Source organism: Lentzea californiensis, from assembly GCF_024648825.1.
Classification (GTDB): domain Bacteria; phylum Actinomycetota; class Actinomycetes; order Mycobacteriales; family Pseudonocardiaceae; genus Lentzea; species Lentzea californiensis.
In genome coordinates, this window is sequence record NZ_JANBBE010000001.1 from 1,310,726 (window position 1) to 1,335,242 (window position 24,517).

General features: G+C 69.2%; 25 protein-coding genes and 1 tRNA gene. 13 read left to right on the plus strand and 13 right to left on the minus strand.

Translation table 11 applies throughout. The features are described 5' to 3' along the window. The first annotated feature begins 5 nt into the window (after window positions 1-5). The 3 genes from LX88_RS06865 (at window position 6) to LX88_RS06875 (ending at window position 3,787) form a co-directional block, all read left to right on the plus strand. Window positions 6-458 (plus strand): hypothetical protein, encoded by a 453-nt coding sequence (locus tag LX88_RS06865; RefSeq protein WP_258946931.1) that lies wholly within the window; start codon window positions 6-8, stop codon window positions 456-458. 72 nt (window positions 459-530) lie between these two features. Next, a complete protein-coding gene (locus LX88_RS06870) occupies window positions 531-2,567 on the plus strand; it encodes a bifunctional MFS transporter/dTMP kinase (protein ID WP_258946932.1) in 2,037 nt (678 codons plus the stop codon). A gap of 23 nt (window positions 2,568-2,590) precedes the next feature. Further along, window positions 2,591-3,787, plus strand: coding sequence for a DNA polymerase III subunit delta' (locus tag LX88_RS06875; RefSeq protein ID WP_258946933.1), 1,197 nt, complete (start codon window positions 2,591-2,593; stop codon window positions 3,785-3,787). Between the two features lies 1 nt (window position 3,788). On the opposite strand, the gene LX88_RS06880 is transcribed toward LX88_RS06875, so the two are convergent. The 4 genes from LX88_RS06880 to LX88_RS06895 form a co-directional block, all read right to left on the minus strand. Continuing rightward, window positions 3,789-4,385, minus strand: coding sequence for an IclR family transcriptional regulator (locus LX88_RS06880; protein ID WP_258946934.1), 597 nt, complete (start codon window positions 4,383-4,385; stop codon window positions 3,789-3,791). Then, window positions 4,382-5,107, minus strand: a complete 726-nt coding sequence (locus LX88_RS06885; protein ID WP_258946935.1) for an SDR family oxidoreductase — start codon at window positions 5,105-5,107, stop codon at window positions 4,382-4,384. Before LX88_RS06885 ends, LX88_RS06880 begins: the two co-directional genes overlap by 4 nt. Beyond that, window positions 5,104-5,931 carry a 5-dehydro-4-deoxy-D-glucuronate isomerase gene (gene kduI / locus LX88_RS06890; protein WP_258946936.1) on the minus strand — a complete coding sequence of 276 codons (828 nt, stop codon included), beginning with the start codon at window positions 5,929-5,931 and terminating at the stop codon, window positions 5,104-5,106. The genes LX88_RS06885 and kduI overlap by 4 nt, the downstream gene beginning before the upstream one ends. 97 nt (window positions 5,932-6,028) lie before the next feature. Next, window positions 6,029-7,381, minus strand: coding sequence for a hypothetical protein (locus tag LX88_RS06895; protein WP_258946937.1), 1,353 nt, complete (start codon window positions 7,379-7,381; stop codon window positions 6,029-6,031). 108 nt (window positions 7,382-7,489) lie between these two features. Between LX88_RS06895 and LX88_RS06900 the strand changes: the two genes are divergently transcribed. Beyond that, window positions 7,490-7,563, plus strand: a tRNA-Thr gene (locus LX88_RS06900). Window positions 7,564-7,615: 52 nt separating this feature from the next. Here the strand turns inward: LX88_RS06900 and LX88_RS06905 are convergent. Then, window positions 7,616-8,275 (minus strand): HNH endonuclease family protein, encoded by a 660-nt coding sequence (locus tag LX88_RS06905; RefSeq protein WP_258946938.1) that lies wholly within the window; start codon window positions 8,273-8,275, stop codon window positions 7,616-7,618. A 192-nt stretch (window positions 8,276-8,467) separates the two neighbouring features. Between LX88_RS06905 and LX88_RS06910 the strand changes: the two genes are divergently transcribed. After that, entirely contained in the window at window positions 8,468-9,286 is an 819-nt protein-coding gene (locus LX88_RS06910; protein WP_258946939.1) for an endo alpha-1,4 polygalactosaminidase, read from the plus strand. Here the strand turns inward: LX88_RS06910 and LX88_RS06915 are convergent. Together LX88_RS06915 and LX88_RS06920 are read right to left on the minus strand one after the other, a co-directional pair. Next, window positions 9,259-9,999 (minus strand): SRPBCC family protein, encoded by a 741-nt coding sequence (locus LX88_RS06915; RefSeq protein ID WP_258946940.1) that lies wholly within the window; start codon window positions 9,997-9,999, stop codon window positions 9,259-9,261. The two genes, LX88_RS06910 and LX88_RS06915, sit on opposite strands and share 28 nt — an antisense overlap. Beyond that, window positions 9,996-10,592 carry an ArsR/SmtB family transcription factor gene (locus LX88_RS06920; protein ID WP_258946941.1) on the minus strand — a complete coding sequence of 199 codons (597 nt, stop codon included), beginning with the start codon at window positions 10,590-10,592 and terminating at the stop codon, window positions 9,996-9,998. The genes LX88_RS06915 and LX88_RS06920 overlap by 4 nt, the downstream gene beginning before the upstream one ends. Window positions 10,593-10,736: 144 nt before the next feature. Between LX88_RS06920 and LX88_RS06925 the strand changes: the two genes are divergently transcribed. Next, window positions 10,737-10,910: a hypothetical protein gene (locus LX88_RS06925; protein ID WP_170176535.1), complete on the plus strand. Its 174-nt coding sequence runs from the start codon at window positions 10,737-10,739 to the stop codon at window positions 10,908-10,910. Here LX88_RS06925 and LX88_RS06930 read toward each other — a convergent pair. The 3 genes from LX88_RS06930 to LX88_RS06940 form a co-directional block, all read right to left on the minus strand. Beyond that, window positions 10,892-11,854, minus strand: coding sequence for a TIGR03617 family F420-dependent LLM class oxidoreductase (locus LX88_RS06930; RefSeq protein WP_258946942.1), 963 nt, complete (start codon window positions 11,852-11,854; stop codon window positions 10,892-10,894). The genes LX88_RS06925 and LX88_RS06930 overlap by 19 nt on opposite strands. Before the next feature lie 24 nt (window positions 11,855-11,878). After that, window positions 11,879-12,571 carry an excalibur calcium-binding domain-containing protein gene (locus tag LX88_RS06935; protein ID WP_258946943.1) on the minus strand — a complete coding sequence of 231 codons (693 nt, stop codon included), beginning with the start codon at window positions 12,569-12,571 and terminating at the stop codon, window positions 11,879-11,881. Window positions 12,572-12,689: 118 nt separating this feature from the next. Continuing rightward, window positions 12,690-13,142, minus strand: a complete 453-nt coding sequence (locus LX88_RS06940) for a DUF4442 domain-containing protein (RefSeq protein WP_258946944.1) — start codon at window positions 13,140-13,142, stop codon at window positions 12,690-12,692. Between the two features lie 174 nt (window positions 13,143-13,316). Here LX88_RS06940 and LX88_RS06945 point away from each other — a divergent pair, with 174 nt between their 5' ends. Further along, window positions 13,317-13,844, plus strand: a complete 528-nt coding sequence (locus LX88_RS06945; protein ID WP_258946945.1) for a MarR family winged helix-turn-helix transcriptional regulator — start codon at window positions 13,317-13,319, stop codon at window positions 13,842-13,844. Window positions 13,845-13,846: 2 nt separating this feature from the next. Next, window positions 13,847-15,481, plus strand: coding sequence for an MDR family MFS transporter (locus LX88_RS06950; protein ID WP_258946946.1), 1,635 nt, complete (start codon window positions 13,847-13,849; stop codon window positions 15,479-15,481). A 57-nt stretch (window positions 15,482-15,538) separates the two neighbouring features. On the opposite strand, the gene LX88_RS06955 is transcribed toward LX88_RS06950, so the two are convergent. Then, entirely contained in the window at window positions 15,539-16,045 is a 507-nt protein-coding gene (locus LX88_RS06955) for an inorganic diphosphatase (protein ID WP_090070060.1), read from the minus strand. A gap of 124 nt (window positions 16,046-16,169) precedes the next feature. On the opposite strand from LX88_RS06955, the gene dacB reads away from it, so the two are divergent. Further along, a complete protein-coding gene (gene dacB, locus LX88_RS06960) occupies window positions 16,170-18,248 on the plus strand; it encodes a D-alanyl-D-alanine carboxypeptidase/D-alanyl-D-alanine endopeptidase (RefSeq protein WP_258946947.1) in 2,079 nt (692 codons plus the stop codon). Window positions 18,249-18,261: 13 nt separating this feature from the next. Here dacB and LX88_RS06965 read toward each other — a convergent pair whose 3' ends face one another. Then, window positions 18,262-19,497 carry an RNA-guided endonuclease InsQ/TnpB family protein gene (locus LX88_RS06965; RefSeq protein ID WP_258946948.1) on the minus strand — a complete coding sequence of 412 codons (1,236 nt, stop codon included), beginning with the start codon at window positions 19,495-19,497 and terminating at the stop codon, window positions 18,262-18,264. A gap of 74 nt (window positions 19,498-19,571) precedes the next feature. On the opposite strand from LX88_RS06965, the gene LX88_RS44545 reads away from it, so the two are divergent. From LX88_RS44545 to hpt, 4 genes are read left to right on the plus strand one after another with little or no spacing between them, the layout of a single operon-like run. Next, window positions 19,572-19,739, plus strand: a complete 168-nt coding sequence (locus tag LX88_RS44545) for a transposase (protein WP_372511252.1) — start codon at window positions 19,572-19,574, stop codon at window positions 19,737-19,739. A 57-nt stretch (window positions 19,740-19,796) separates the two neighbouring features. Further along, complete coding sequence (locus tag LX88_RS06970; protein ID WP_258946949.1) at window positions 19,797-20,840, plus strand: Rv3626c family coenzyme F420 biosynthesis-associated protein; 1,044 nt, start codon at window positions 19,797-19,799, stop codon at window positions 20,838-20,840. Continuing rightward, window positions 20,837-21,748 (plus strand): tRNA lysidine(34) synthetase TilS, encoded by a 912-nt coding sequence (gene tilS / locus LX88_RS06975; RefSeq protein WP_258946950.1) that lies wholly within the window; start codon window positions 20,837-20,839, stop codon window positions 21,746-21,748. Before LX88_RS06970 ends, tilS begins: the two co-directional genes overlap by 4 nt. 17 nt (window positions 21,749-21,765) lie before the next feature. Beyond that, the gene (gene hpt, locus LX88_RS06980) at window positions 21,766-22,314 is read left to right on the plus strand and encodes a hypoxanthine phosphoribosyltransferase (RefSeq protein WP_090069908.1); all 549 of its coding nucleotides are present in this window, start codon (window positions 21,766-21,768) and stop codon (window positions 22,312-22,314) included. 241 nt (window positions 22,315-22,555) lie between these two features. On the opposite strand, the gene LX88_RS06985 is transcribed toward hpt, so the two are convergent. Continuing rightward, complete coding sequence (locus tag LX88_RS06985) at window positions 22,556-24,214, minus strand: substrate-binding domain-containing protein (RefSeq protein WP_258946951.1); 1,659 nt, start codon at window positions 24,212-24,214, stop codon at window positions 22,556-22,558. Window positions 24,215-24,517 lie beyond the last annotated feature (303 nt).

Genomic DNA, 24,517 nt, shown 5'->3' on the forward strand with positions numbered 1-24,517 from the left:
AGGGGGTGGCGGTGCCGATCAACGAGTTCGGACCCGACGGGACTCAGGCCCCGCCGCCTCCCCGGCTGTACCCGGACCCGCTCGCGGGGCTGGTGACGGCTGACAAGTTCGTCGCTCCCCAACCAATGTCACAGTGGACGTCTCTTTCTTTTAGGTCACGTGTGGCGGTGCCGACACCTCCTGAGCCGACCGAGGAACTGCGGCAGGCCGTCTGGTCGCAGATGCAGCAGGAGCAGCGACGGCCGCGCGGCCGGGCGCAGCGTGCGCCCCAGCCGGCGCACCAGTACGCGGTCCAGCAGTTCGCGCCGACGAACCAAATGTCTGCGCCGCAACAACAACAGCAGCAACAGGAGCCCGCCAAGCAGACGAGCGGCGTGGCGGCGTTCATCGGCTGTCTGGTCGTCATCGGGTTCTTCGTCCTGGTCCTCGTCAGCATTCTCGGAGCGATCTTCAGCTAGCTGTGCTGTGAGTCCGGCATCCTGAATCACCACATCCGGTTACGCTGACCGCACGGGAGTGGCGACTTAGGGGTGACTGAAATTCAGGACGCGGACACACCGGCGACCGAGGCAGGCCAGGCAGGGCAGGCCCAGTCCAGCGTGTCCACGGTTCACCGGCTTCGATCGGTACTCGCCATCAGGCCGTTCCGGAGGCTCTGGCTCGTCACCTACCTGTGCAGCGTTGGTGACTGGCTGTCACTGCTCGCGCTGACCGGTCTGGTCTCCGCGATGATGAAAAGCTACGAGTGGCAGTCGTTCGCGCTGCCGCTCGTCGTGCTGACGCAGCTGCTGCCCGGCATCCTCTTCGCGCCCATCGGTGGTGTGCTCGCGGACAAGTTCGACCGCCGCAAGGTGATGGTGGTCTGCGACGTCCTGCGCGGCTCGCTGTTCATCTCGATCGCGCTGGTCGGCTCCCCGATCTGGCTCTTCGTGGCGAACTTCCTGGTCGGCTGCTGCGCGATGCTGTGGATCCCGGCCAAGGAGTCGGCGGTCCCGAACCTGCTGCGCCGCCCCGACCAGGTGGAGTCGGCGAACCAGCTCGGCCTGGTGATGACCTACGGCATCTCGACGATCAGCGGGTTCGGTCTCTACTCGCTGATCTCGGGCATCCCCGCGTACCTGAACCTGCAGGGCGGGAACCTGGAGTTCAACATCGCGACGATCGCGGTGGTGATCAACGGCCTGCTGTACTTCACCTCGGCGATCCTGGTCGCGACCCGCCTGCCGGAGCTCTCCGGCCGCGTCGTCTCGACCCGCAAGAGGGAAGACGAGGACAAGCCCGGTTTCGTCGCCATGCTGCGCGAGGGTCTGCGGTTCGCCGGCCGGACGCCGCTGGTCAGGGGCCTGCTCATCGGCATGATCGGCGCGTTCGCCGCGGCCGGTGTCGTGATCGGGACGGCGAAGAACTACGCGTTGTCGCTGCTGGGCGGCGCCTCGACGTTCGGCCTGCTGTTCGTGGCCGTGTTCATCGGGCTCGCGGCCGGCATGGCGACGGCACCCCGGCTGGCGCAGCGCCTCGCCTACAACCGCCTGTTCGGTGTCACGATCGTGCTCGCCGGCATCTCGCTGGCACTGGTCGCGCTGGCCCCGCACCTGTGGATCGCGCTGCTGATGGTGGCGCTGGTCGGCGCGTGCGCGGGCGTGGCGTTCCTCACCGGTCTCACGATCGTGGGCTCGCAGGTCCAGGACGACATGCGCGGCCGCACGGTCGCGCTGATCCAGACGTTGCTGAAGGTCGTGCTGTTCGGTGCGTCGGGCGGTGCGCCGCTGCTGCTCACGTTGCTGCAGAAGCGGCAGGTCAGCGTCTTCGGCCAGCCCATGGAGGTCGACGCGAGCCGTCCGGTGATGCTCGGCGGTGCCGTGATCGCGATCGTGCTGGGCCTCGTCGCGTACCGGCAGATGGACGACCGCCGTGAGGAGCCGGTGCTGTCGTCGCTGTTCGCGGCGATCCGCGGCCGCCGGCACACCAAGGGCATGCTGATCGCGGTCGAGGGCGACACCCGTGAGGACACGTCGGTGCAGGCCCGCCGTCTGGCCGCCGCGTTGCGTGCCGAGGGCCTCGACGTGCTGCTGGCCGCCGACCCCGAACACGACGAACGCCGCTTGCGCACGATGCTGTCGTCCGCCGAACTGGCAGGCGTGCGAGCGCAGGCCCTGGTCGCCGCCGCCGTTCGTGCCGACGTCGTCGAACGGCAGGTGCGTCCCGCGCTGGACAACGGCTCTGTCGTGGTGATGGAGCGCTACGTCGACTCGCCGCTCGCGCACTTCACCGCCACGAGCTCGCTGGAACACCAGGAGCTCGAAGGCCTGGTCGACTGGGCCACCGGCCGGCTGCGCCCGGACCTGACCATCCTGCTCGACCGCCCCGGCGCCGACGCCAAGGGCATCGGCCCGGAACACCACTGGCGCGTGCAGCGGCTGCTGAGCGAGATGGCCGCCGCCGATCCGGACCGCTACGTGGTGGTCGAGGCCGAGGGTGACGCCGACGAGGTGTCCGACCGGGTCCGTTCCGCCGTGCTCCCGCTGATGGCCGGCCGCAAGCGCGCGGTCCCCCAGGCCGCGGTCTGACCCGTCGCTGGAAGACTGCACCCATGAGCGTGTGGGACGAGGTGGTCGGCCAGCCCGAGGCGGTGGCGATGCTGTCGGCGTCCGCGGAGGCGGCGGCCATGATCGTCGCGGGCGGCACCCCCGCACCAGGCGTGATGACCCACGCCTGGCTCTTCACCGGCCCACCCGGCTCCGGCCGTTCGTCCACCGCCCGTGCCTTCGCCGGCGCGCTGCAGTGCGTCGTGGCGGACGACCGCCCCGGCTGCGGTGAATGCTCAGGCTGCCGCACGACGTTGCACGGCACGCACGCCGACGTGCGCGTGGTGGCGCCCGAAGGCCTGTCGATCTCCGTCGCCGAGATGCGCTCCCTGGTCCAGATCTCCGCTCGCCGTCCCACGTCGGGACGGTGGCAGGTCGTGATCATCGAGGACGCCGACCGGCTCACCGAGGGCGCGGCCAACGCGCTGCTCAAGGCCGTCGAGGAGCCGCCGGCGCGCACCGTGTTCCTGCTGTGCGCGCCGTCCGACCACCCGGACGACGTGTCGGTCACCATCCGCTCCCGCTGCCGGCTCGTGTCGCTGGGATCGCCGCGGCCCGCCGCCATCGCCTCGGCCCTGGAGGCCGTCGACGGCGTGTCGCCGGAGATGGCGCAGTGGGCGGCCGCGGTCTGTGGCGGGCACGTGGGACGGGCCCGCAGGCTGGCCTCGGACGAGCAGACGAGGTCCCGGCGCGAGGCCGTGCTGCGGATCCCGCTGGCGCTGCGCAAGCCCGCCGACGTCTTCACCTGCGCCGACGAACTGATCAAGGCCGCGGAGGAAGACGCCTCCACCGCCAACGAGTCGCGCAACGAGTCCGAGCGGGAGGCCCTGGAGACCGCGATGGGCGCGGGCGGCACGGGCAAGGGCACCGCCGCCGCCTCCCGCGGCGCCAAGGGCGCGTTGAAGGACCTGGAGAAGCGGCAGAAGTCGCGGGCCACCCGCACCCAGCGCGACTCCCTGGACATGGCCCTCGTCGACCTGGCCGCGTTCTACCGGGACGCGCTCGTGGTCAAGACCGGCTCCGAGGCCGCGCTGATGCACCCGGACCGTGCCCAGGACTCCCGGACCGCCGCCGCCACCTGGTCGTCCGAGTCGATCCTGCGGCGCCTGGAAGCCGTGCTGGCCTGCCGGGAGGCCATCGAGGTCAACGTGAAGCCGCGCATCGCCATCGAGGCGATGGTGACGACGCTGCACCGCGGCTGACTCAGACCCACCCCAGCGCGGCTGACACCTCGTCCGCCGCCCGCAGCACCCGCGGCCCGAGCGCGATCAGCTCCGGCAGCGAGTGCTCCATCGCCGGCGAGGACGCCGACAGCCCGCCGATCACCGCGCCCGAGTGGTCGCGGATCGCGGAGCCCACGCAACGGACGCCCATCTCGTTCTCCTCGTCGTCCAGCGCGAACCGCGAGCGGCGCACCCGCGTCAGCTGCGCGTTCAGGCGGGGAGCCGAGGTGATCGTGTGCGGGGTCCGGCCCGGCAGGCCGGTGCGGGTGACGTAGGCGTCCAGTTCGGACGGGGAGAGCGAGGTCAGCACCGCCTTGCCGATGGCGGTGCCGTGGGCCGGGAGCGACATGCCCAGACGGCACGCCATCCGGTACGGCCTGTCGGCCTCGACCTTGTCCACGTAGACCAGTTCGTCGCCGACGAGCACGGCCAGGTGCACGGTGCAGTCCGTCGATTCCTGCAACGCGCGCAGGTGTGGCCGTGCTCGCTCCACCGTGTCGAGTGGACGGAGGACCTTGCCTGCCAGGGCCAGGGCCTCCAGCACGGCGAGCGTTTTTTCGACGGCGGTGTCGGTCATCTCGCCAGCCAGCCCCCGTCCACGACCAGGACGTGTCCGGTCACGTAGTCGGACGCGGCGGACGAGAGGAACACCGCCGGGCCCACCAGGTCTTCCGGTGTGCCCCAGCGACCCGCCGGGATGCGGGTCCTGATCGCGGGTTCGCGGTCGGCGTCCGCGCGCAGGGGAGCGGTGTTGTTCGTCTCGATGTAGCCCGGTGCGATGGCGTTGACCTGCACGTTCGAGGCCGCCCACTCGTTCGCTAGCAGCTTGGTCATGCCGACCAAGGCGTGCTTCGAGGCGGTGTAGGCCGAGACGAGGACGCCGCCCTGGAAGGACAGCAGGGACGCGATGTTCACGACCTTGCCGCCGCCGTTGGCGATCATCTGACGGCCGCAGAGCTTCGAGATCTCGAACGCCGAGTCGAGGTTGACCGCCATGATCCGCTGCCAGTCGGACAACGACACGTCGACGGCGGCGCCCCGGTGGATGGTGCCGGCGTTGTTGACCAGGACGTCGACGCGGTGCTCGGCCAGCACCGGTGCCAGCGCGGGTTCGACCGACTCCGGCTCCGAGAGGTCCACGGAGACCGTGGCGAGCGCGGGCGCCACGTCGGAGAGGTCGCCGCGGCCGACGAGGACCAGCCGCGCGCCCGCGCCGTGCAGGCCGCGGGCGATGGCCCTGCCGATGCCCGTGCGGGCACCGGTCACCAGTGCGGTCTTGCCTTCCAGGGAGAAGCTCATCGCAGCTCCGTCACGGCGACCTGGTCCATGTCGTCGTAGGCCTGGTTCTCGCCGCCCATGGCCCAGACGAACGTGTACGCGTGCGTTCCGGCTCCACTGTGGACGGACCATGACGGGGAGATGACGGCTTCTTCGTTGCGCACCACGATGTTCCGGGTGTTCTGCGGTTCGCCGCAGAGGTGGATCACCCGGTGGTCCTCCGGCAGGTCGAAGTAGAGGTAGCACTCGGTGCGGCGGTCGTGGGTGTGCGGCGGCATGGTGTTCCAGACGCTGCCCGGTGCCAGCGACGTCACGCCGAGGACCAGCTGCGACGAGCGGATGCCGTCGGCGTGCACGAACTTGCGGATCTCACGGACGTTCGCGGTGCTCTGGTCGCCCATGTTCAGCACGTCGACCTCGTCGTAGCGGGCCACGGCCGTGGGGAACGAGGCGTGCGCCGGCGTCGAGAAGAGGTAGAAGCGGGTGTCCTCGTCGGAGGCGTGGAACTCGACGTCTACGGAACCCCGTCCGATGTAGAGGCAGTCGCGCGTACCGAGCTCGTGCTCGGTTCCGTCCACGATGATCGTCCCGGTCCCGCGGATCGCGAGCACGGCGAGCTCACGACGTTCGCAGAAGAACGCCGACCGCAACGGGGGAGCGCTCTCGAGCTTCAGCGGAGTGCCTGGTGACGGGCTCGCGCCACCGAGGACGATGCGGTCCTCGTGCGTGTAGACGGTCCTGATCTCGCCCGGTGCGAAGAGGTCGTCGACCAGGTAGTGCTGCCGCAGCCCGTCCGTGTCGAAGCCCGGCAACTGCGCCGGGTGGGTCGAGTGCCTGATCTGCATCGGTGGATGCCTTCCGGTCTGGCGGCGGAGGACACCGTGTCCGCCGACCATGGAACTACGTTCCGCGAGACGGAACAAGCCCCGGCCGGAAGGTTCGCTAGCCGCGCGACCTGCGCCTGGCCGGCAGTGCCGCGAAGATCACCACACCCGCGAGCAACAGGGCCGTGCCGGTCCAGAACAGCGGGATCGACTCGTACGCGGCGTTCGTGTAGGCCAGCGGCGGAGCCCCCTTGGGCGGTGCCGCCACCGGCGCGCCGGGCTGCTGCGGCACGGTCGTCTGCGGCGGCTGCGAGGTCCCGCAGATCACGCCACCCTGAGGCGCCGCGGCCCGCACGATCTGCTCGCCCAGCGAGATCTGCGCGAGCGCCGCCGGCAGGTTCGGCAGCTTCAACTTGTCCGTCGGCAGCACCTGCACGTCGAGCATCCGCGCGGTGGCCCCGAGCTGGAACCCGCTGAACCCGGTGCCCGTGAAGGCCGCCTTCTTCTCGTTGAGCCCCGCGATCTGCAGCTTGATCACCACGAGGTCCAGCAGCAACGGGATGTCGAGCGTGGGGTGCGCGGCGTCGAGCGTGCCGAGCTCCTTGCCGTTCTGACTGACCTTCAGCACCGGCGCGGTGTAGGTGATCTTCGAGGTCGCCTCGTCCCCGGTGGCCGTGGCCGTGAGCGTCGGCGGGCTGGCGACGTCGATCCTGATGCCACCGGCCAGTTCGACGCTGACCGCGCGCATCGTCGACGTCGACTCGACCGCCTTGTTCCTGCTGCCCGGCAGGTCGACGAGCTTGACGACGGAACTCGCCTCGAACGTGTCCGGAATGGTGATGAGACTGGTCTTCACCGGCAACGGCACCTCGGCCGGCAACGCGCTCAGCACCTCGAGCCCGGCCAGCGACGTCTTCGCCGTGGCCAGCGGGCTGACGCACGGCCCGACCTTCTCGTCCCACCGCGCGTGCACGCTGCCGTTGAGCAGCCTCAGCTTCGCGAGCGGCGTCTCGGGAATCGGCAGCCCGCCGTTCGCCGGCCGCGGGTTGTCCGGAATCGCGGTCTGCACCAACGTCCCCGGCGACTGCGGCGACCGGCCCGCCACCGCGAACCCGAACGGATTCGCCTGCGTCACCACCCGCTCGGTGCTCAGGAACGCCTCGGTGTTCACCTGCGCGCTCGCGAGCCCCAGCCCGAACTCGGTCACCGACTGCTTCGGCAACTGCTCACCGAGCCCAGGCAGGATCGTGTTCGTCGGCACCCCCTGCGGCCCGAGCCGGACGACACTCAGTCCGGTACCGGCATCGCCGACGGCGTGCGCGAGGGGCTGAGGCCCGTTCGGTGCCGACGCGGGCGGCTGGTTCGGATCGTGCGGCCCCGGAACCGGAGTGGTCGGAGGCTGCGCGAACGCGGGCGCCGCGACGAGCGCGAGCAGCAACCCGGCCAGCGGCACGGACAACGAACGGCGCATGAACCTCTCCCCAGTGGTTAGGAGGCGGTGACGTCGGTCACGGTCCATACAACGATGCCGACCCCTGTGAGTAACGCGGTTGCGGGTCGGTTATAGTTATCTCGTCTCGCCGCCTTAGCTCAGTCGGCCAGAGCAGCTCACTCGTAATGAGCAGGTCATCGGTTCGATTCCGATAGGCGGCTCGGTGGGACGGAAGGGCCAGGTCACTTGCTGACCTGGCCCTTCTGCATTTCTCTAACCGCACGTGGTGAGCGCGCTCTCCAGCGCCGAACGTTCCGCCGGAGCCACCGACAACCCATAAGCGGCTTTCACCGTCACGTAGATCCGCCCGTACGAACACGCGTACCCGGCATTGGGCGGCATCCACTCGTCGGGCGTCTTGTCGCTCTTCGACTGGTTGACCTTGCTCGAGACCGCCACGAGGTTGCGCAGGTCGTTGGCCGCGGCCAGGCGCTGTTCGGGCGCCCACGCCGAAGCGCCGCTGCGCCACATCTCCGCCAGCGGCACCACGTGGTCGATCTGGATCTTCGAGACGCCGGTGACGCTCGAGCCCGTGTAGGGGTCGTCGAGCGTGCCCGCCTGCACCCCGCAGCGGCCCGGCTTGCGCTCGACGCCGGTCAGGTCGCGGGCCAGGACCTGGCTGCGCTGGTCGCAGCCGTCGCCGTCGGTGTCGAACCACGGCTGGCCGAACACGCACGCCTTGCCGTCCGAGCAGTCGCGCACATACCCGGTCGTCCGGCCTGGGGCGGCGACGGGCAGGGCTGCGAGCGACGTGCGCGCGGTGGCGGCGTCGAGGGTGCCGGCCGGTACCCGGTCCACCTGTGGACCGGAGGAGGTCGACAGGGGTAGCGCGGAACAGCCGGTCAGCAAGACGATCAGCAACAGCCACCGCATGAGAAGGGCATACCCGCCACGAACGGCGTGATGGCCGCCCAACGGCGTAATCAAAGCCCGGTGTTCGGCAACGTGTTGCGCGCCAGCGCGTCCACCACATTGCTAGGACGGTGGAAGCCGGATCTCATTCCTGAGCAATGGAGTGCTGTGCTGTTACGCCTGCGCAACCCCGCGACTGACAGACTGCCGCGCATGAGAACCACCGCGGTGGTGGCCGCCCTGCTCCTGCTGGTCGCCTCCTGCTCGAGTGAGCCGGACCTGCCGCCGCGCGAGTTGCCGCCGGCCGGTGGGCAGCTCGACTACCAGCTCGGCGGCGCCTACCAGCCGGACGTGCCGGTCAAGATCGTCGTGCGCGACCGCAGCAAGACCATCGACGGCCGGCGGTACAACATCTGCTACCTCAACGCGTTGCAGACGCAGCCGGGCTCGATGGACGGCGGGCTCGACTGGTGGCGCAAGAACCACGCCGACCTGCTGGTGAAGAAGGCGGACGGTGAGGTCGCAATCGACCCGGAGTGGGCCGAGGGCATCCTCGACATCTCCACCGGGGACAAGCGGAACAGGATCCTGGAGATCCAGAAGAAGTGGATCAAGGACTGTAAGACGTCCTTCTACAAGGGAGTCGAACCGGACAACCTCGACTCCTACACGCGGGCCGAGGGGGCGTTCGACCTCGGCGCCACCAAGGAGTTCATGAAGGCGTTCGTCAGGTACGCGCACGAACAAGGCCTTGCGGTGGCCCAGAAGAACACCGCCGAACTGGGTGACGCGGGCAAGAAGGAGATCGGCTTCGACTTCGCCATCGCCGAGGACTGCCAGGCCAACAACGAGTGCAACGCGTACGCCGACGCGTTCGGCAACGACTTCTTCCAGATCGAGTACACCGAAGAGGGTTTCCGGAAGTCCTGCACCGATCGCGGCGGACGGGTCTCGGTGATCCGCCGCGACCGGAACCTGGTGCCGTACGGGCACGAGGACTACGTCTACGAGGTCTGCCCGCCGACGGTCTGATCCAGGAACGCCTGCCACTTCTCGGCCTGCCCGGTCGCGTCACCGAACAGGTGGTGGCCGATGGCGTTCGTGCCGTGGAACCGGTAGATGCCCTCCGGGCCGCGCACGCCGAGGAAGTTGTGCGCGTCGTGCTCGACCACGTAGTCGACGACGCCGTGGACGCCGAACGGTTCGAGGGTGACCTCGTCACCGACCTGCGCGCCTTCGGGGACACCGAGCGCCTTGAGCAGCACCGGCCAGTTGTCGGCCCCTTCCGGCTGCGCCGGCCACTGGCCGAACACGTACACGCCGTGCTTGCCCGCGAAGTGCTTCACGTACTCGGTCATCGTGAACAGGTACATGTCCCAGCCCTTCGACTGCTGGTCGACGAACTCGTCGCCCCAGCCGTCGGCGAGGATGCCGCTGTGCACGAACCGGAGCACGGTCGAGCCCTGCTCACGGCTCTCGATCAGGTACTCCATCGCGTGGAACGTGCCGTCCTCGCCCTTGTCGCTCTCGTAGGCGAGGCGCTTGCCGGGTTCCCACGCGGTGATCGTCGAGGACTCCTGGAAGAAGCCCAGGTCGAGCGACATGCGGCCGCCCAGGCGCCCGTCGACGGTGTGCGGGCCCATGAACCACGAGTCGATGCCCGGCCCGGTCGCGATGGCCTCCCAGACCTGCTCGGGAGTTCCGTCGACCTCGACTTCCTTGTTGATCTCGAACTCGTGCGTCACGACTCTTCCTCCTTGGCGATCACGCTCGGGTGCAGGGCGACGACCACCCGGTGCGGCCGCCCTCCTTCTGCCTGTTCGTCGTGGTACTTGGCGACCAGCTGCGTCATGAACCCGGCGAGCTCCTCGGCGAACGCCGCGCGGTCCGCCGCCGTGGCGAATCTGACCTCGCCGTCCAGCGCGAAGGTCGCGAGCCGCTTCTTCGCCTTGGTCGCGCCCGTGAGCAACGTGCCGACGTCGCGCACCAGCCTGGCCGAGACCGCCAGCAGCCACCGCGCGGACAACCGATCGGGTGCCTTCGCCGGGTCCGGCTGCACGGCCGCGAGCGCCGTCGGCGAGATGACGTAGGACGCGGCGGTCGCCTGCATGAGGCGCTCGTTCACGTTGCCCTTGCGCCGTTCCTCGACGAGCTCCACCAGGCCGTGCTGCTCCAGCGTGCGCAGGTGGTAGTTCACCTTCTGCCTGGGCAGCCCGACCTTCGCGGCGAGCATCGTCGCCGATCCGGGCTCCACCAGCTCCGCGAGCAGACGCGCCCGCACCGGGTCCAGCGACACCTCGGCCGCGGAAGGATCCTCGATCACCGCCACTTCGAACATGGCCCCAGCGTCACACCGAAAACAAAATTAGTCAAGAATTGCCTTGCTGTCGGTGACTTTGCTCCACCTGGGTGGCGTTCGAGCCGGTACCGTAAGCGATGTCTCGATTGGTCGTTGCTAGTTCGCAACCCTTGAGGAGACGGAATGATCATGATGCTGGCCCTGACCCTGCTGGCACTGCCCTTCGCCCTGACCGCGGCCAACTTCGGCAGACGCCGGTGGATCCGCAAGAGGGGCGTCGCGCGGGTGCGCGCCGAGCTCGACGCGTTCCACGCCGAGCTGGCCCGTGCCGGGCTCAGTCACTTCTCCGGGCGCTGAAGCACCGCGCTCGACGGAGACACCCTGGTGACGACGTCGCCGTAACGGTCCAGCAGTGCGGCCGTGACGGTGTCGGGTGTGCCGAGGACGCAGAACTCGGCCAGCACCTCGTCCGTGACCAGCTCGCTCATCTCCGCCCACTGCTGCCGCCGTGACATGCGGTGCAGCTCCTCGTGCAGCGCGCCCCAGCCGTGCAGGTCCAGCACCGGCCGGTACGCGGGCGTCGATCCGTAGAACGCGATCTGCCGCTTGACGTCCGCGATCTCCTGCTCGTTCGTCGCGGCGAACACCGGGCCGCTGATCTCGAAGCCCTCCAGCGTCTTGCCGGCCTTCGCGCGGCCGCGTTCGAGCGCGGGCAGCGTGACCTCGCGCAGGTACCGCTCGGTCGTGAAGTTGTGGCACAGGAAGCCGTCGGCGACCTCGCCCGCGACCTCGGTCATCAGCCCGCCGACGCCCGCGAGGTAGATCGGCGCGGTGCCGTGCGGGTTCGGGCCGGGGTCGAAGAACGGCGTCATCAGCGTGTGCTTGTAGAACTCGCCGCGGAACGCCGGCCGCTCGCCGGTCTCCCAGGCGTGCCAGATCGCGCGGATCGCCAGCACGAACTCGCGCATGCGCGCGGCGGGCTTGCTCCAGGGCATGGAGAAGCGCTTGGTGATGTGGGCTTCCACCTGCGAGCCCAGCCCGAGGTTGAACCGGCCCTCCGACAGCAGCCGGAGGTCGTTCGCCGTGGTCGCGACGGTCATCGGGTTGCGTGCGAACGCCACCGCGATCGCCGTGCCGAGCTCGATCCGCTCGGTCGCCGCGGCGGCACCGGCTAGCGCGAGGAACGGGTCGTGCTTGGTCTCGGCGAGCCAGAACCCGTCGTAACCCCGCTCCTCCGCCCGCTTCGCGATGGCCCCGGCCTCGCCCGGTGTGTAGTCGACGGCAGCGCTGTCCAGCTTCATGCCGCTCAGGTTATTGCCCGCGGGTCAGCGGTACCGGGACTCGCAGGCGATGCCGTTGCGGTTCTCGTCGAGCTCGATGCGGTAGCCCGGCTGGCCCCAGTAGAGCGGTGCCGCGCCTGCCCGGCGTGCCTCGTCGCAGCTCGCGTAGAAGACGGGCTTCGGCTTGGGCGGCGCGGGCGGCTTCGTCGTCGTGGTCGGGGCGGGCGGTGGCGGCGGAGGCGGGGGAGTGGAGGTCTCCAGGGCGTCCTTGCCGCCGCACGGCGCTCCCCAGAGGCCCATCGGAACGCGCTGGGCGGCCCCTTCGGCTTCCTTCTGCCCCGGTGTCGGTGCGCCCGCGGTGCGCCCGGCGCCGTTGCCCAGCGCGAGCAACGCGTAGTCCGTGCCGTCCGAGAGGCTGAGCGCGCCGGTCGTGCGGTCGTAGCGCACCTGCTGGTTCAGCAGCATCGCCTTGGCGAAGTTGCCGGCGGCCTCAGCCCAGCACGGTCCAGGCTGAGCGAGGCCGCTGACCTCGGCTTTCGACCCGTCGGAGAGCATCACGGAACGGCCGTCGACGATCGAGGCCACGCTGATGCCCAGTTGGGCGGGCGGGATCGCCACGGACGACGAGGACGACGCCGTCACCGGCGCGTCCTCGGCCGGTTTCTCCACGGCGACCGGCCTCGACTGCACCTGAGCGGCACATCCTGCGGTGAGCAGGACCAGCACGACTCCGCCCACACTTCTCCACCCCGACATAGCCCGGAATACTGCCTGCCCGGAGCTGTGTGGCCAAGGTTACGTATTTGGATCGGATCGGTTCACCGGGATTCCGAACTGAAATACGGAGATGCCCAGTTCAGCGCGCGGGCTTCAGCGTCCAGACGACGGTCATCTCACCGGTGGTCACGCCCTCGGCGTTGGTGATCGTGATCGTGACGGGGAACTCGGGCCGCGTGCCGGACTCCAGCTCGGCCAGCACCTCGTCCGCGGAGCGTCCCAGCACGGCCTCCGCGCGCATCGGGCCCATCGCGATCTTCTTGTAGGCGATGTCCGCGCGGACGGCCAGCGGGGTGGCCTTGCCGAGGTGCGCGGCGAACGCGGCCATCACGACGGCACCGGACGCGGACTCGCCGAGGCCGAACATCATGGCGGCGTGGGGCCCGCCGATGTGGTTGTGCAGCGTCGGGGTGTCGGGCAGCGACGCGACGACGCGGCTGGCGGAGACCTCCTCGAAGTCGATGCCCGTGGTCTTCACGTAGGGCACGGCCTGCTTCATGGCATCGGCGACGAACGACACGTCTTGGCTCATGAGAGCGATGCTACCGACGAGTAACCCCAGCGGCTACCCGTCGGTAACAACTACTTGGCGCATCCGTATCACTCCACTGTGGAGTGAGACTCGGAACTCACTTGCGTTTCGGTGGACCGGGATGGATGCTTGTACCGAGCAACTAGTTGGGTGCTACAAGCAACGAGGTGTCAGATGGTGGATCCGGGCAGGTGCACAGGCGTCGACATCGGTGTCGATCCCGAGCACGAGCTCGCGGACCGGGTCGGCATGGCGATGGTGCGGCTGAACAAGATGCACGCCCAGGTCGCCCACCAGATGGCCAAGCAGGGCATGGACAAGTCCGCCTTCGTGCTTCTCGCGACGCTCTCCGGTCTCGGAGAGTGCCGCTCGAGTGCGCTCGCGGAGGCGGTGCTCTCCGACCCGTCCACCGTCAGCAGGCAGGTAGCCGGGCTGGTCAAGGACGGTCTCGTGGAGAGGCGCGCTGACCCGGCCGACGGTCGAGCCAGTGTTCTCGCGGTGACAGAAGCGGGACGCACGCTCATCAGGAACCGGCGCCGGCAGCGCAACGAGGCCATCGAGCGGATGTTCGCGGAGTGGCCGGATGAGGACTTCAAAGTTTTCGCGGAACTGTTCGAGCGCTTCGTCCACGACTACGAGCGCACGGTTCCGGCGTACATGACCGAACGCGGGACGGGGACCCGCGCAGGAGGGGAAGACTAGAGATGTCAACGACAACCGATGCGACACCCACGCCAGGGGTTTCCCTGACGCATCGCCAGATCATGACGATCCTGTCCGGTCTGCTGCTGGGCATGTTCCTCGCGGCGCTGGACCAGATGATCGTCGCCAGCGCCATGAAGACCATCGCCGACCAGCTGCACGGACAGACGCTGCAGGCGTGGGCGACCACCGCCTACCTGATCACCGCGACCATCACGACCCCGTTGTACGGCAAGCTGTCGGACATCTACGGGCGCAAGCCGATGTACCTCGCGGCGATCTCGCTGTTCCTGCTCGGCTCGCTGCTCGCGGGAATCGCGACCTCGATGTACGAGCTGGCCGCGTTCCGCGCCGTGCAGGGCCTGGGCGCCGGCGGTCTGATGTCGCTGGCCTTCGCGATCATGGCGGACATCATCTCGCCGCGGGAGCGCAGCAAGTACTCCGCCTACTTCATGGCCGTGTTCGGTTCGGCCAGCGTGCTCGGGCCGGTCATCGGCGGCGTGTTCGCCGGTCTGAACTCGTTCCTCGGTGTCACCGGCTGGCGCTGGGTGTTCCTCGTGAACGTCCCGATCGCGCTGCTCGCGCTGTTCGTCGTCGCCCGCGTGCTGAACATCCCGCACCAGCGGGTCAACCACCGCATCGACTTCGGTGGCGCCATCGCGCTGACCGTCGGCCTGGTGCCGCTGCTGATCGTGGCCGAACAGGGCCGTGAGTGGGGCTGGGCGTCGACGACGTCGATCGCCATGTACGTGATCGGTGTGCTCGGCCTGGTGGCGTTCGTGTGGGTGGAGAACCGCATGGGCGACGAGGCGATGCTGCCGATGCGGATGTTCCGCAACCACACGTTCTCGCTCGGCAACACGATCAACTTCGTGCTCGGCATCGGCATGTTCGGCGGCATGGTCTCCATCCCGCTGTACCTGCAGATCGTCAAGGGCGTCACGCCGACCACGGCCGGCCTGATGCTGCTGCCGATGACGTTCGGCATCATGTCGGCCACCGCGATCGCCGGCAAGGTCACGTCGAAGACCGGGCGCTACAGGATCTTCCCGATCATCGGCGCCGGGCTGATGACGATCGCGCTGTTCCTGCTCAGCACCATCGGCACGGACACGCCGAGCTGGCTGGTCATGGGCTACATGTTCATCATGGGCGCGGGCCTCGGCCAGTGCATGCAGACGCTGCTGCTGGCGATCCAGAACGACGCCGAGCCGCGTGACATGGGCGTGGCGACCGCTTCGGCGACGTTCTTCCGCCAGATCGGCGGCACCGTCGGTACCGCGGTGTTCCTGTCGATCCTGTTCACCACGGTCGGCGACAAGATCGCCTCCGGGCTGCAGACCGCGTTGCAGACCGACGCGTTCAAGGCCGCGCTGGCGCAGAACCCCGAGTTCGCGAAGATGCTGCAGGGCGGGGCCGGTGTGGACATCAACAACACCGAGTTCCTCAACGGCCTCGACCCGGTGCTGGCCAAGCCGTTCCTCGACGGGTTCTCCAGCGCGATCGACACGGTCTTCCTGACCGGCGGCATCGTGATGATCGTGGCGTTCGTCCTCGTGTGGTTCCTGCGCGAGAAGCCGCTGTCGACCAGGTCCGGCCTGGAGCGCGTGGCGGACGCGGAGTCCATCGCGGTCTAGAGCTGGAAACCGGAAAGAGGGGGCCGCTGCGTGCGGCCCCCTCTTTCCCGTCAGTTCTCAGTGCAGCGTTTCGCCGCGCGCCTCGGCGTCCTTGAGACGCTGGTAGGAGCGCTTGACCTCGGCCTCGGCCTCGGTGCGGCCCACCCAGCTCGCGCCCTCGACGCTCTTGCCGGGCTCCAGGTCCTTGTAGACCTCGAAGAAGTGCTGGATCTCCAGGCGGTCGAACTCCGCCAGGTGGTGGATGTCGCGCAGGTGCTCGTGCCGCGGGTCGAAGGCCGGGACGCACAGAACCTTGTCGTCGCCGCCCTTCTCGTCGGTCATGCGGAACATGCCGATCGCGCGGGCCGCGATCAGGCAGCCGGGGAACGTCGGTTCCTGGACGAGGACGAGGGCGTCCAGCGGGTCGCCGTCCTCACCCAGGGTGTTCTCGATGAACCCGTAGTCAGCCGGGTACTGCGTCGACGTGAACAACGTGCGGTCGAGGCGGATGCGGCCACTCTTGTGGTCCACCTCGTACTTGTTGCGCACGCCCTTGGGGATCTCGATCAGGACGTCGAACTCCACTGGTCCTCGCTCATGTAGCCCATTCGTGACGCCCACTAGTGTGGACCACGACGCCTTGTCAACCCTCATCGGAGCGGCGGTTGGTGGGTGTGAGATTGCCCGTACCGAGCTGACGGAGGCTCTCTTGCCGGACGACCCCCAGTGGCCGACCGAGGACGACGACGCCGAGTCGGTCGCTGCCGCTGCACAGTCAACGGTGCAGGTCAACCGCCCGTCCGTGGACCAGCCGACGATGCGCCTGCCGCTCGCCGCGGTGCTCTCGGCACCGTCCACTCAGGAGCCGCTGCGCTCGTCGCCGGTTCGTTCCCGTCCGAACGCGACCGGTCCGGGCCACGCGACGCCAGGTGTGCCAACGGCCGGTTCCGGCGGTTCCGGCGGGCATTCCGGTGACATCGCCGGTGGGAAGTCTCACGGGACGATTGGTCCAGAAGTCGGCCAACCCCGGGCCGTGCCGATGCGCGTCGAGGCGAAGAAGGACCAGACCCGCGTCGTGCCGAGGCCGGAGCAGAGGACCACGGAGCTCTCGGTGCCGCCCGGCAAGACGGCGCGCGTCGACCAGCTGCCGCACCTGGAACAGTCGTGGTTCGACCAGCAGGTCAAGCCGGAACGGCAGCAGCACCAGCAGCCGCGTCCCGAGCCGACCAGGCGCGTCGACCAGCTCCAGGGCCAGGCGCCCCCGCGCCAGGAACAGCCGCGCCAAGAGCCGCAGCGTCAAGAGCCGCGTCAGGAACCGAAGCGCGTCGAGCCGGCCCGCCCGGTGCCGCCTCCGCGCCAGGAGTCCCGGGACCTCCCCGTCACCGGCTACGAGGAAGAGCCCGAGGACCGCCTGGCCGAGGAGCCGAAGAAGAGCCGCAAGCCGCTGATCGCGGTGCTGAGCCTGCTCGTCGTCGCGGCCCTGGCCGGCGCCACGGTCTACGCGGTGAAGGAGTTCGGCGGCACGAAGGCGATCGAGACCAGGCCACCGGCCGCGCCGGCGAACGTCCAGCCGCTGGTCAAGGCCGTCACCGCGGGTGCACCGGCACCGACTGCCGCCGGCGTGAAGCAGGCGCTGACCGGACCCGCGGGCAACAGCGCGCTGGGCACGCTCACCGGTAGCGTCATCGACCCCGCCAGCGGCAGCGCGCTGTGGCAGCAGGGCGACACCACGGCCGCCACCCCGGCGTCGAGCCTCAAGATCCTCACGGCCGCCGCGGCGCTGCTGAGCCTGGAGAAGACCGACCAGCTGTCCACCAAGGTCGTCCAGGGCGCGGAGCCCGGCACCGTCGTCATCGTCGGCGGCGGCGACCCCACGATCTCCGGCGCGCCCGGCAAGTCGGTCTACCCCGGCGCCGCGACGCTCGACGACCTGGTCGGCCAGGTCAAGGCCAAGGGCCCGGTCACCAAGGTCCAGTTCGACCTCAGCCGGTACGCGGGCGAGCCGCTCGGGCCGCAGTGGGAGTCCGTGGACATCGCGGGCGGCTCGGTCGCGCCGATCGTGCCCTTCATGCTCGACGGCGGCCGGATCGACCAGACCAACGTCAACGGTGCGCGCACCGGCAGCCCGGGCCAGGCGGCGGCGGACGCGTTCGCGCAGCGCGTCGGGGCCTCCGGCGCCACGGCGGGCGCGGCTCCGGCGGGCGCGCAGGTGCTCGGTGAGATCAAGTCGGCGTCGATCGAGCAGCTCGTCGACAACATGATGCAGATCTCGGACAACGTGCTGACCGAGGCGATCGCGCGCGAGATCGCGATCAAGACGGGCAACGAGCCGTCGTTCGCGGGCGGCGTGAAGGCCGTGCGGGACGTGCTGACCAAGAACGGGTTCGACCTCACCGCGGCGAACTTCGTGGACGGCAGCGGGCTGTCCGCGTCGAACAAGATCCCGGCCAAGCTGCTCACGGACGTGCTCACCGCGGCCGCCAAGCCCACGCTGGACGACGCGCGCACCGCGAAGCTGCGGCCGTTGCTGACGGCGTTGCCGGTCGCGGGCGGCAGCGGCACCCTCGCCGGTCGCTACGGCGGCACGGCGGCGCCGGGCAAGGGCTGGGTGCGGGCCAAGACGGGCACGCTCACCGGCGTCAACGCGCTCGCCGGCGTGGTCGTCGACGTGGACGGACGCGTGCTCGTGTTCTCGTTCATGTCCGCGAGCAACCGCAACCCGGAGACCGAGGTGCGGCCCGCGCTGGACGTGCTGGCCGCCGCGTTGCGGGGTTGTGGCTGTTCTTGACGTTCTCCTCGCCCTAAAGGGCGGGGATTCCCTCCACGCCGCGCGTGGATAGCGCGGCGTCTGGGTGGATTCCCGTTTCACGGCGCGGTGCCAGCACGGGTGCTGGTCTTACCTGCACTCCACGGTCGCTTAGGCTCTCCGCACGTCCTGCGGCGAGGATGTTGATGGCGGCGTTGATGTCCCGGTCGTGGACGCTGCCGCACAGGCAAGTCCACACCCGGACGTTCAACGGCATCTTGTCGTTGACATACCCGCAGGCCGAGCACATCCGGGTGGACGGGAACCACCGGCCGATCCGGCCGAAGGTCCGCCCGTATCGGGCCGCCTTGTACTCCAGCATGCCGGTGAAACCGGCCCATCCGGCGTCGTGCACGGACTTCGCGAGCCGGGTCCGGCCGAGACCGACGACACAGAGGTCCTCGACGTACACCGCTTGGTTGTCGCGGATGATCGCCGTGGACAGCTTGTGCTGCCAGTCCCGCCGGGTGTCAGCCACCCGCGCATGAGCACGGGCTAGCTTCGCCACGGCTTTCCTGCGCCTGTTCGAGCCCTTGGCCTTGCGACTCAGCGACTTCTGCAATCGCCGTAGCCTGCGCGCCGCCTGGCGCAGGAACCTCGGCGCGGCCACCTTCGTGCCGTCCGAGAGCACCGCGAAATGCGTCAGGCCCAAGTCGATACCGATCTGAGACTCCGCCGCCGGCAGTGTCTGATCCTTCTCGGTCGTGACGACGAACGAGGCGAAGTACCGGCCTGCCGCGTCCTTCAAGATGGTCACCGAGGACGGTTCGGCGGGAAGGTCACGCGACCAGCGCACGTCGAGGTCGCCGATCTTCGGCAGCCGCAACCGGTCGTTGCCCAGAACCGTGAACCGGGCGTTGCGGGTGAACCGGATGGCCTGCCGGTTGTCCTTGCGGGACCGGAACCGGGGCGGGGCGACCTTGCGGCCTTTGCGTTTGCCGGTGACCGAGGAGAAGAAGTTGCGGTACGCGGTGTTGAGGTCCGCGAGGGCCTGCTGCAACACCACCGCCGACACCTCGCCCAGCCACATCCGTTCCGGCGTGGTCTTGGCGCGAGTGATGACCCGCTTGGACAACTCGCCGTCCGACAGGTACGGGTCGCCGTTCACGTGGGCTGCCCGGCGGGCGTGCAACGCGTCGTTGAACACCACACGCGCGCACCCGAACGCCCGCGCCAGCGCGTCACGCTGACCAGGCGTCGGGTAGACGCGATAGTTGTATCGAAGCTGCACAACACCAGCCTATTCGGTCGGCTTCATGACTCACCTCGCGGGAAATCCGCACCGGCGGACACCGTGTTTCCGCCCTGCACGCGCACTTGGTTTTCGTGACGAAGTATTGGCACAAGGTGTTCAGCGACCGGCATCTAGCCCGGCTGGAGGAGATCATGAGGGCGGTGTGCGCCGACTTCGAGACCGAACTCGCCGAGTTCAACGGGGGAGGCCGACCACGTACATCTCACCACCGGAATTAAGCCCAGCGCACCAGCCCGCACTTCGGTAGCGGGCCGTGCGCAGGTAGCGTCGGAAGCGTGAACGGCGCGACGGAGGCAGAACTCGGCCCGGTGGACTGGGAGCTGGCGGTTTCGACCGCCACGCGGCTCGTCCGGCCGGGCCCCGTGATCGGCAAGGACGAGGCCGACCACGTCGTAGGCAGACTTCGTGAACTCGCCCCCCAGGCTGAGGTGCACGTCCGCGAGCTGACCGGGCTCGGTCAGGGACTGCCGCTGCTGCCGGGCGAGGTCGTGGACAGGCCCGCGTGGGTCGCGGCCGCCGCGCAGGGCCTGGCCGGGCTGACAGCGCCCGCGATGCCGCGCCAGACAGGTCCGATGGCGGGCATCCTCGCCAGTACGGCCGGTGTGCAGGCGGGCGTCGTGCTGGCGTTCCTGTCGTCACGGGTGCTGGGCCAGTACGACCCGTTCGGCCTCGACGACCAGCTCGCCGGGCGGTTGCTGCTCGTCGCGCCGAACATCGTTGGCGCGCAACAGGCCCTGGACGTGCCGGACGACGACTTCCGCATGTGGGTGTGCCTGCACGAGTGCACGCACCGGCTGCAGTTCACCGGCGTGCCGTGGCTGCGCAGGTACTTCTCCGACCAGGTCACGGCGCTGTTGTCCTCAATGGACGAAGAACGCGCGCCGCTGACCGACGTGATCCGCGACTTCCGGCACAAGCTGCGCGCCGGCGACGGCCCGATGGGGCTGATCGAGCTCATCCAGTCGCCGCAGCAGAAGGCCGTGCTGGACCGCCTGATCGCACTGTCCACTTTGCTCGAAGGCCACGCCGACCACGTGATGGACGCGGTCGGTCCCACCGTCGTGCCGTCCGTGTCGACCATCCGCACCCGCTTCAGCGCGCGGCGCAAGGGCGGCGGCCTGCTCGACCGGATCCTGCGCACGGTGCTCGGCGTCGAGGCGAAGGTGCGCCAGTACGAGGAGGGCGCCGAGTTCACCGAGTACGTGGTGGAACGCGTCGGCATGGACGGCTTCAACACGATCTGGACCTCCGCCGACACGCTGCCGACCCGCGCCGAGATCGCCGAGCCCATGAGCTGGCTGCGCCGCGTGTCACCGTGAACGGACCGGTCGCCGAGATCCGCACGGCGGTCCGCCGTTTCCTCGACGAGGTGCAGCCTGAGCACGTGACGGTCGCGGTCTCCGGCGGCGCGGACTCGCTCGCGCTGGCCGCCGCCGCGGCACGACTGGCGCCCGGCGCGTCGGCCGTCGTCGTGGACCACCAGCTGCAGCCGGGCTCGGGAGACGTGGCGCTTCGGGCGGCTCAGCAGTGTTCCGAGCTCGGTCTCGTGGCGCGCGTGGAGCCGGTGTTCGTCGAGGGTGGCGGCGGCCCCGAGGCCGCGGCCCGCAAAGCCCGCTACGCGGCCCTGAAGCCGTCGTCCGGCGTCGTGCTGCTGGGCCACACCCTGGACGACCAGGCGGAGACCGTGCTGCTGGGCCTGGGCCGCGGGTCCGGCCCGCGGTCGATCGCCGGCATGCGCGCGTTCGACGCGCCGTGGGGCCGTCCACTGCTCGGCGTGTCGCGCGCCACCACCCGTGCGGCGTGCGCGGAGCAGGGCATCGAGGTGTGGGACGACCCGCACAACGCCGACCCGTCGTTCACGCGTGTGCGGCTGAGGACCGAGGTCTTGCCGTTGCTCGAAGCCGTGCTCCAAGGCGGCGTGGCTTCGTCACTGGCACGCACGGCCGCTCAGTTGCGTGAGGACTGTGACGCACTCGACTCTCTCGCGGAAGCCTTCGCCGGCGACTGCTGTGCCGTTGACGACATCGCCGAACTGCCCGCGGCTTTGCGACGCAGAGTGGTCAGGACGTGGCTGATCGACGAAGGTGTGCCTGAACTGTCCGATTCGCATCTGCGCCGCGTCGACTCACTGGTGAGTGAATGGCGCGGTCAGGGCGGTGTCTGGCTACCTGGCGGCTTTGTCGTGCGGCGCGCGCATGGCAGGCTCGTTGTGGAACCACAGTCTTAAGCAGAGGGGACCTGTCCGTGTACGACGGCGACATCGCATCCGTGCTCATCACCGAGCAGGAGATCAGCGACAAGGTCACCGAACTCGCCAAGCAGGTCGCGGCTGATCACCCAGAAGGTGACTCCGACCTCGTGCTGATCACTGTGCTCAAGGGCGCCGTGATGTTCATGGCCGACCTTGCCCGCGCGCTGCCCGTTCCGGTGCAGCTCGAATTCATGGCCGTTTCGTCCTACGGGTCGTCCACGTCGTCGTCCGGCGTGGTGCGCATCCTGAAGGACCTGGACCGCGACATCGCCGACCGCAACGTGGTGATCGTCGAGGACATCATCGACTCGGGACTGACCCTGTCGTGGCTGCTCAAGAACCTGCAGTCGCGCAAGCCCAAGTCGCTGCAGGTGTGCACGCTGCTGCGCAAGCCCGACGCGGTGAAGGTCGAGGTGCCGGTGAAGTACGTCGGCTTCGACATCCCCAACGAGTTCGTCGTCGGGTACGGGCTGGATTATGCGGAGCGGTACCGGGATCTGCCGTACATCGGCACGTTGGATCCGAAGGTCTACTCCAACTGAGCTTGCGTGAGGCGGGGGCGTTGCCGGTCGGCTGCGCCCCCGTTTCGCGTTGGTGGGGGTGGTGGCCGTGGTCACCACGCGAGGGCGGGCGCTGGTTGGCACCGCGCGGGTCGGCTGGCGGTGGCCGGCGCCGGTTCCAGCGGAGGAGTCGCCTGCGTGGGCTGGTCGCCTTCCGGCCGGGCCCACCAACGACAACGCCGGGCCTCCCGAAGGAAGCCCGGCGCGTCGCGGAACGAAGGAATCAGCAGTTCGGACGGCACCGCCGCTGCGACACGGCGTCCAGCAGCACGGCGCGGATGTCCTCCGGGTTGGGTGCCTGGTACGCCTTGCCACCTGTGGCGGCGGAGATCGCGCGGAGCGCGTCCATGTCCACCTCGTCGCCGAGGCCCACCATGATGACCGGAACGGGCTTTGCGGGGTCGGACTCCCGCTTCAAGGTCTCGATCAGCGCGTTGGTGTCGATCGACGAGATGTCGTCGTTGCGGCCGTCGGTCATCAGGACGACCGAGTTGACCTTCGACGGGTCGTAGCCCTTCAGGACGTGGCGGTAGGCCGCCAGTGTCGTGTCGTTCAGGGCCGTGCCGCCGCCTACGAGGCCCGGCAGCTGGGAGGCGCCCGCCTCCAGGCGCTTGCGGCGGGTCACGCCTGCGAGGGGTTCGCCCAGCGGGCCGATCGGGACCAGTTCGATCCAGTCGTTCGGCGGCTTCTTGTCGGTGGAGAACGCCCAGAGGCCGATCGCCGTGGTGTCCGGGAGCATCGAGAGAGCCGTCATGGACGCCTCGGTGGCGGCTTCCACGCGGGTCTTGCCGTTGCCGCTCTTCTCGATCATCGAGCCGGAGACGTCGATGACCGTCAGCATGCGCATGTCGAGGCTGATGGCGCCCCACGTGCGCAGCAGTTCGGAGACCTGGTCGGCGTTCGGGGTCTCGATCAGCTTGACGTCGCCCGCCTGCACGCCCTCCACGTCGGTGCTCCACTTCGCGGGGGCGGCGCCGCTCACCGTGCGGAAGCCGGCCTCGCCGAAGCGCTTGGAGGTGTCGCCGGAGCGGAGGACCTTCTCGAACTCGGCCGCCGCCTCGCCGATGCCCTCGGTCTCGTTCGGGCGGGAGACCCGGACCAGGGGGTAGTCGAACGAGAGCGTGCCCTCCTTGGGCGGCGCGGCCAGGACGGCGTTGTCCTTCGCCGAGCGGTTGTTGGCGACCACCGACTGTTCGGTCGCGGCGAAGAGCGGTGCCTTCTCCGCGTCGGTGACGACCTTGCCGAACGAGTCGCGGACCGACGGAACGGCGCTGCGGCCCACGCGCAGGAGGGTGCCGACGAGCTCAGGCTTGGGCGTTCCGTCAGGGTTGCCCAGCAGAGTGCGGATCACGAACAGCGAGGCGAGGCCCTCGGACGTCATCGTCGGGTCGCTCATGGAGATCTGGACCTTCGGGTCCACGACCTTGGCCCACGAGACGGGGGTGACCGGGAAGCCGATCTTGGACATCGCCTGCTCGGAGCCCGCCATCACCAGCGGGCTCGACGCCAGCGAGGGCTTGATGTCGAGCTTCGGGGCCTCCGGGCCGGTCTCGGCGGCCTGGCGCTGGGCCTCGGCGGCCCACATCGAGGAGTCCGGGATCCACAGGGAGTGGGGGTTGATCTGCGCGGTGGGGAGCTCGTTCGCCACGTCGGCCGCGTTGCGCGACTCGACCTGGACCTGGACGCACCGGCCGCGCACGACCGGTTGTGATCGCTGGTAGTCCTGCGCCGCCGCGTTCACCACATCCAGGGCGGCTGGGGTGACGGCGATCTTCAACGGCAGTGCGCCGGAGCAGTCGGCACCGCTGGTGGCACGCAGTGCCACGACCGTGACGCCCGCCGCCGCGACCACCCCGAGCAGGGCGGCCACGGGAAGGGCCACCCGCCGGAACAATCCGGGAGACGTATGACGTGCTGACATACAGTTACTTACCTTCGGTCACGTGTTCACTCTTTCGAGTGGCGGGAGAACACTCGGGGGATGAATGAGGATGACATGTGACCCGCAAACGTAATGAGATGGCGTGACCTGCGTCACTCGACTGGACGGCCGTATTTGTTCCGGATGAACCAAACTGCGTGAACATGCGTGGTGGGGGTCACCCGTGGGAACCACGGATCGTCCCCGCCCGTTGGTTGCTCAGTACCCAGCCAGCGAGCGGTAGGCTGGTAGGACGCGGTATGT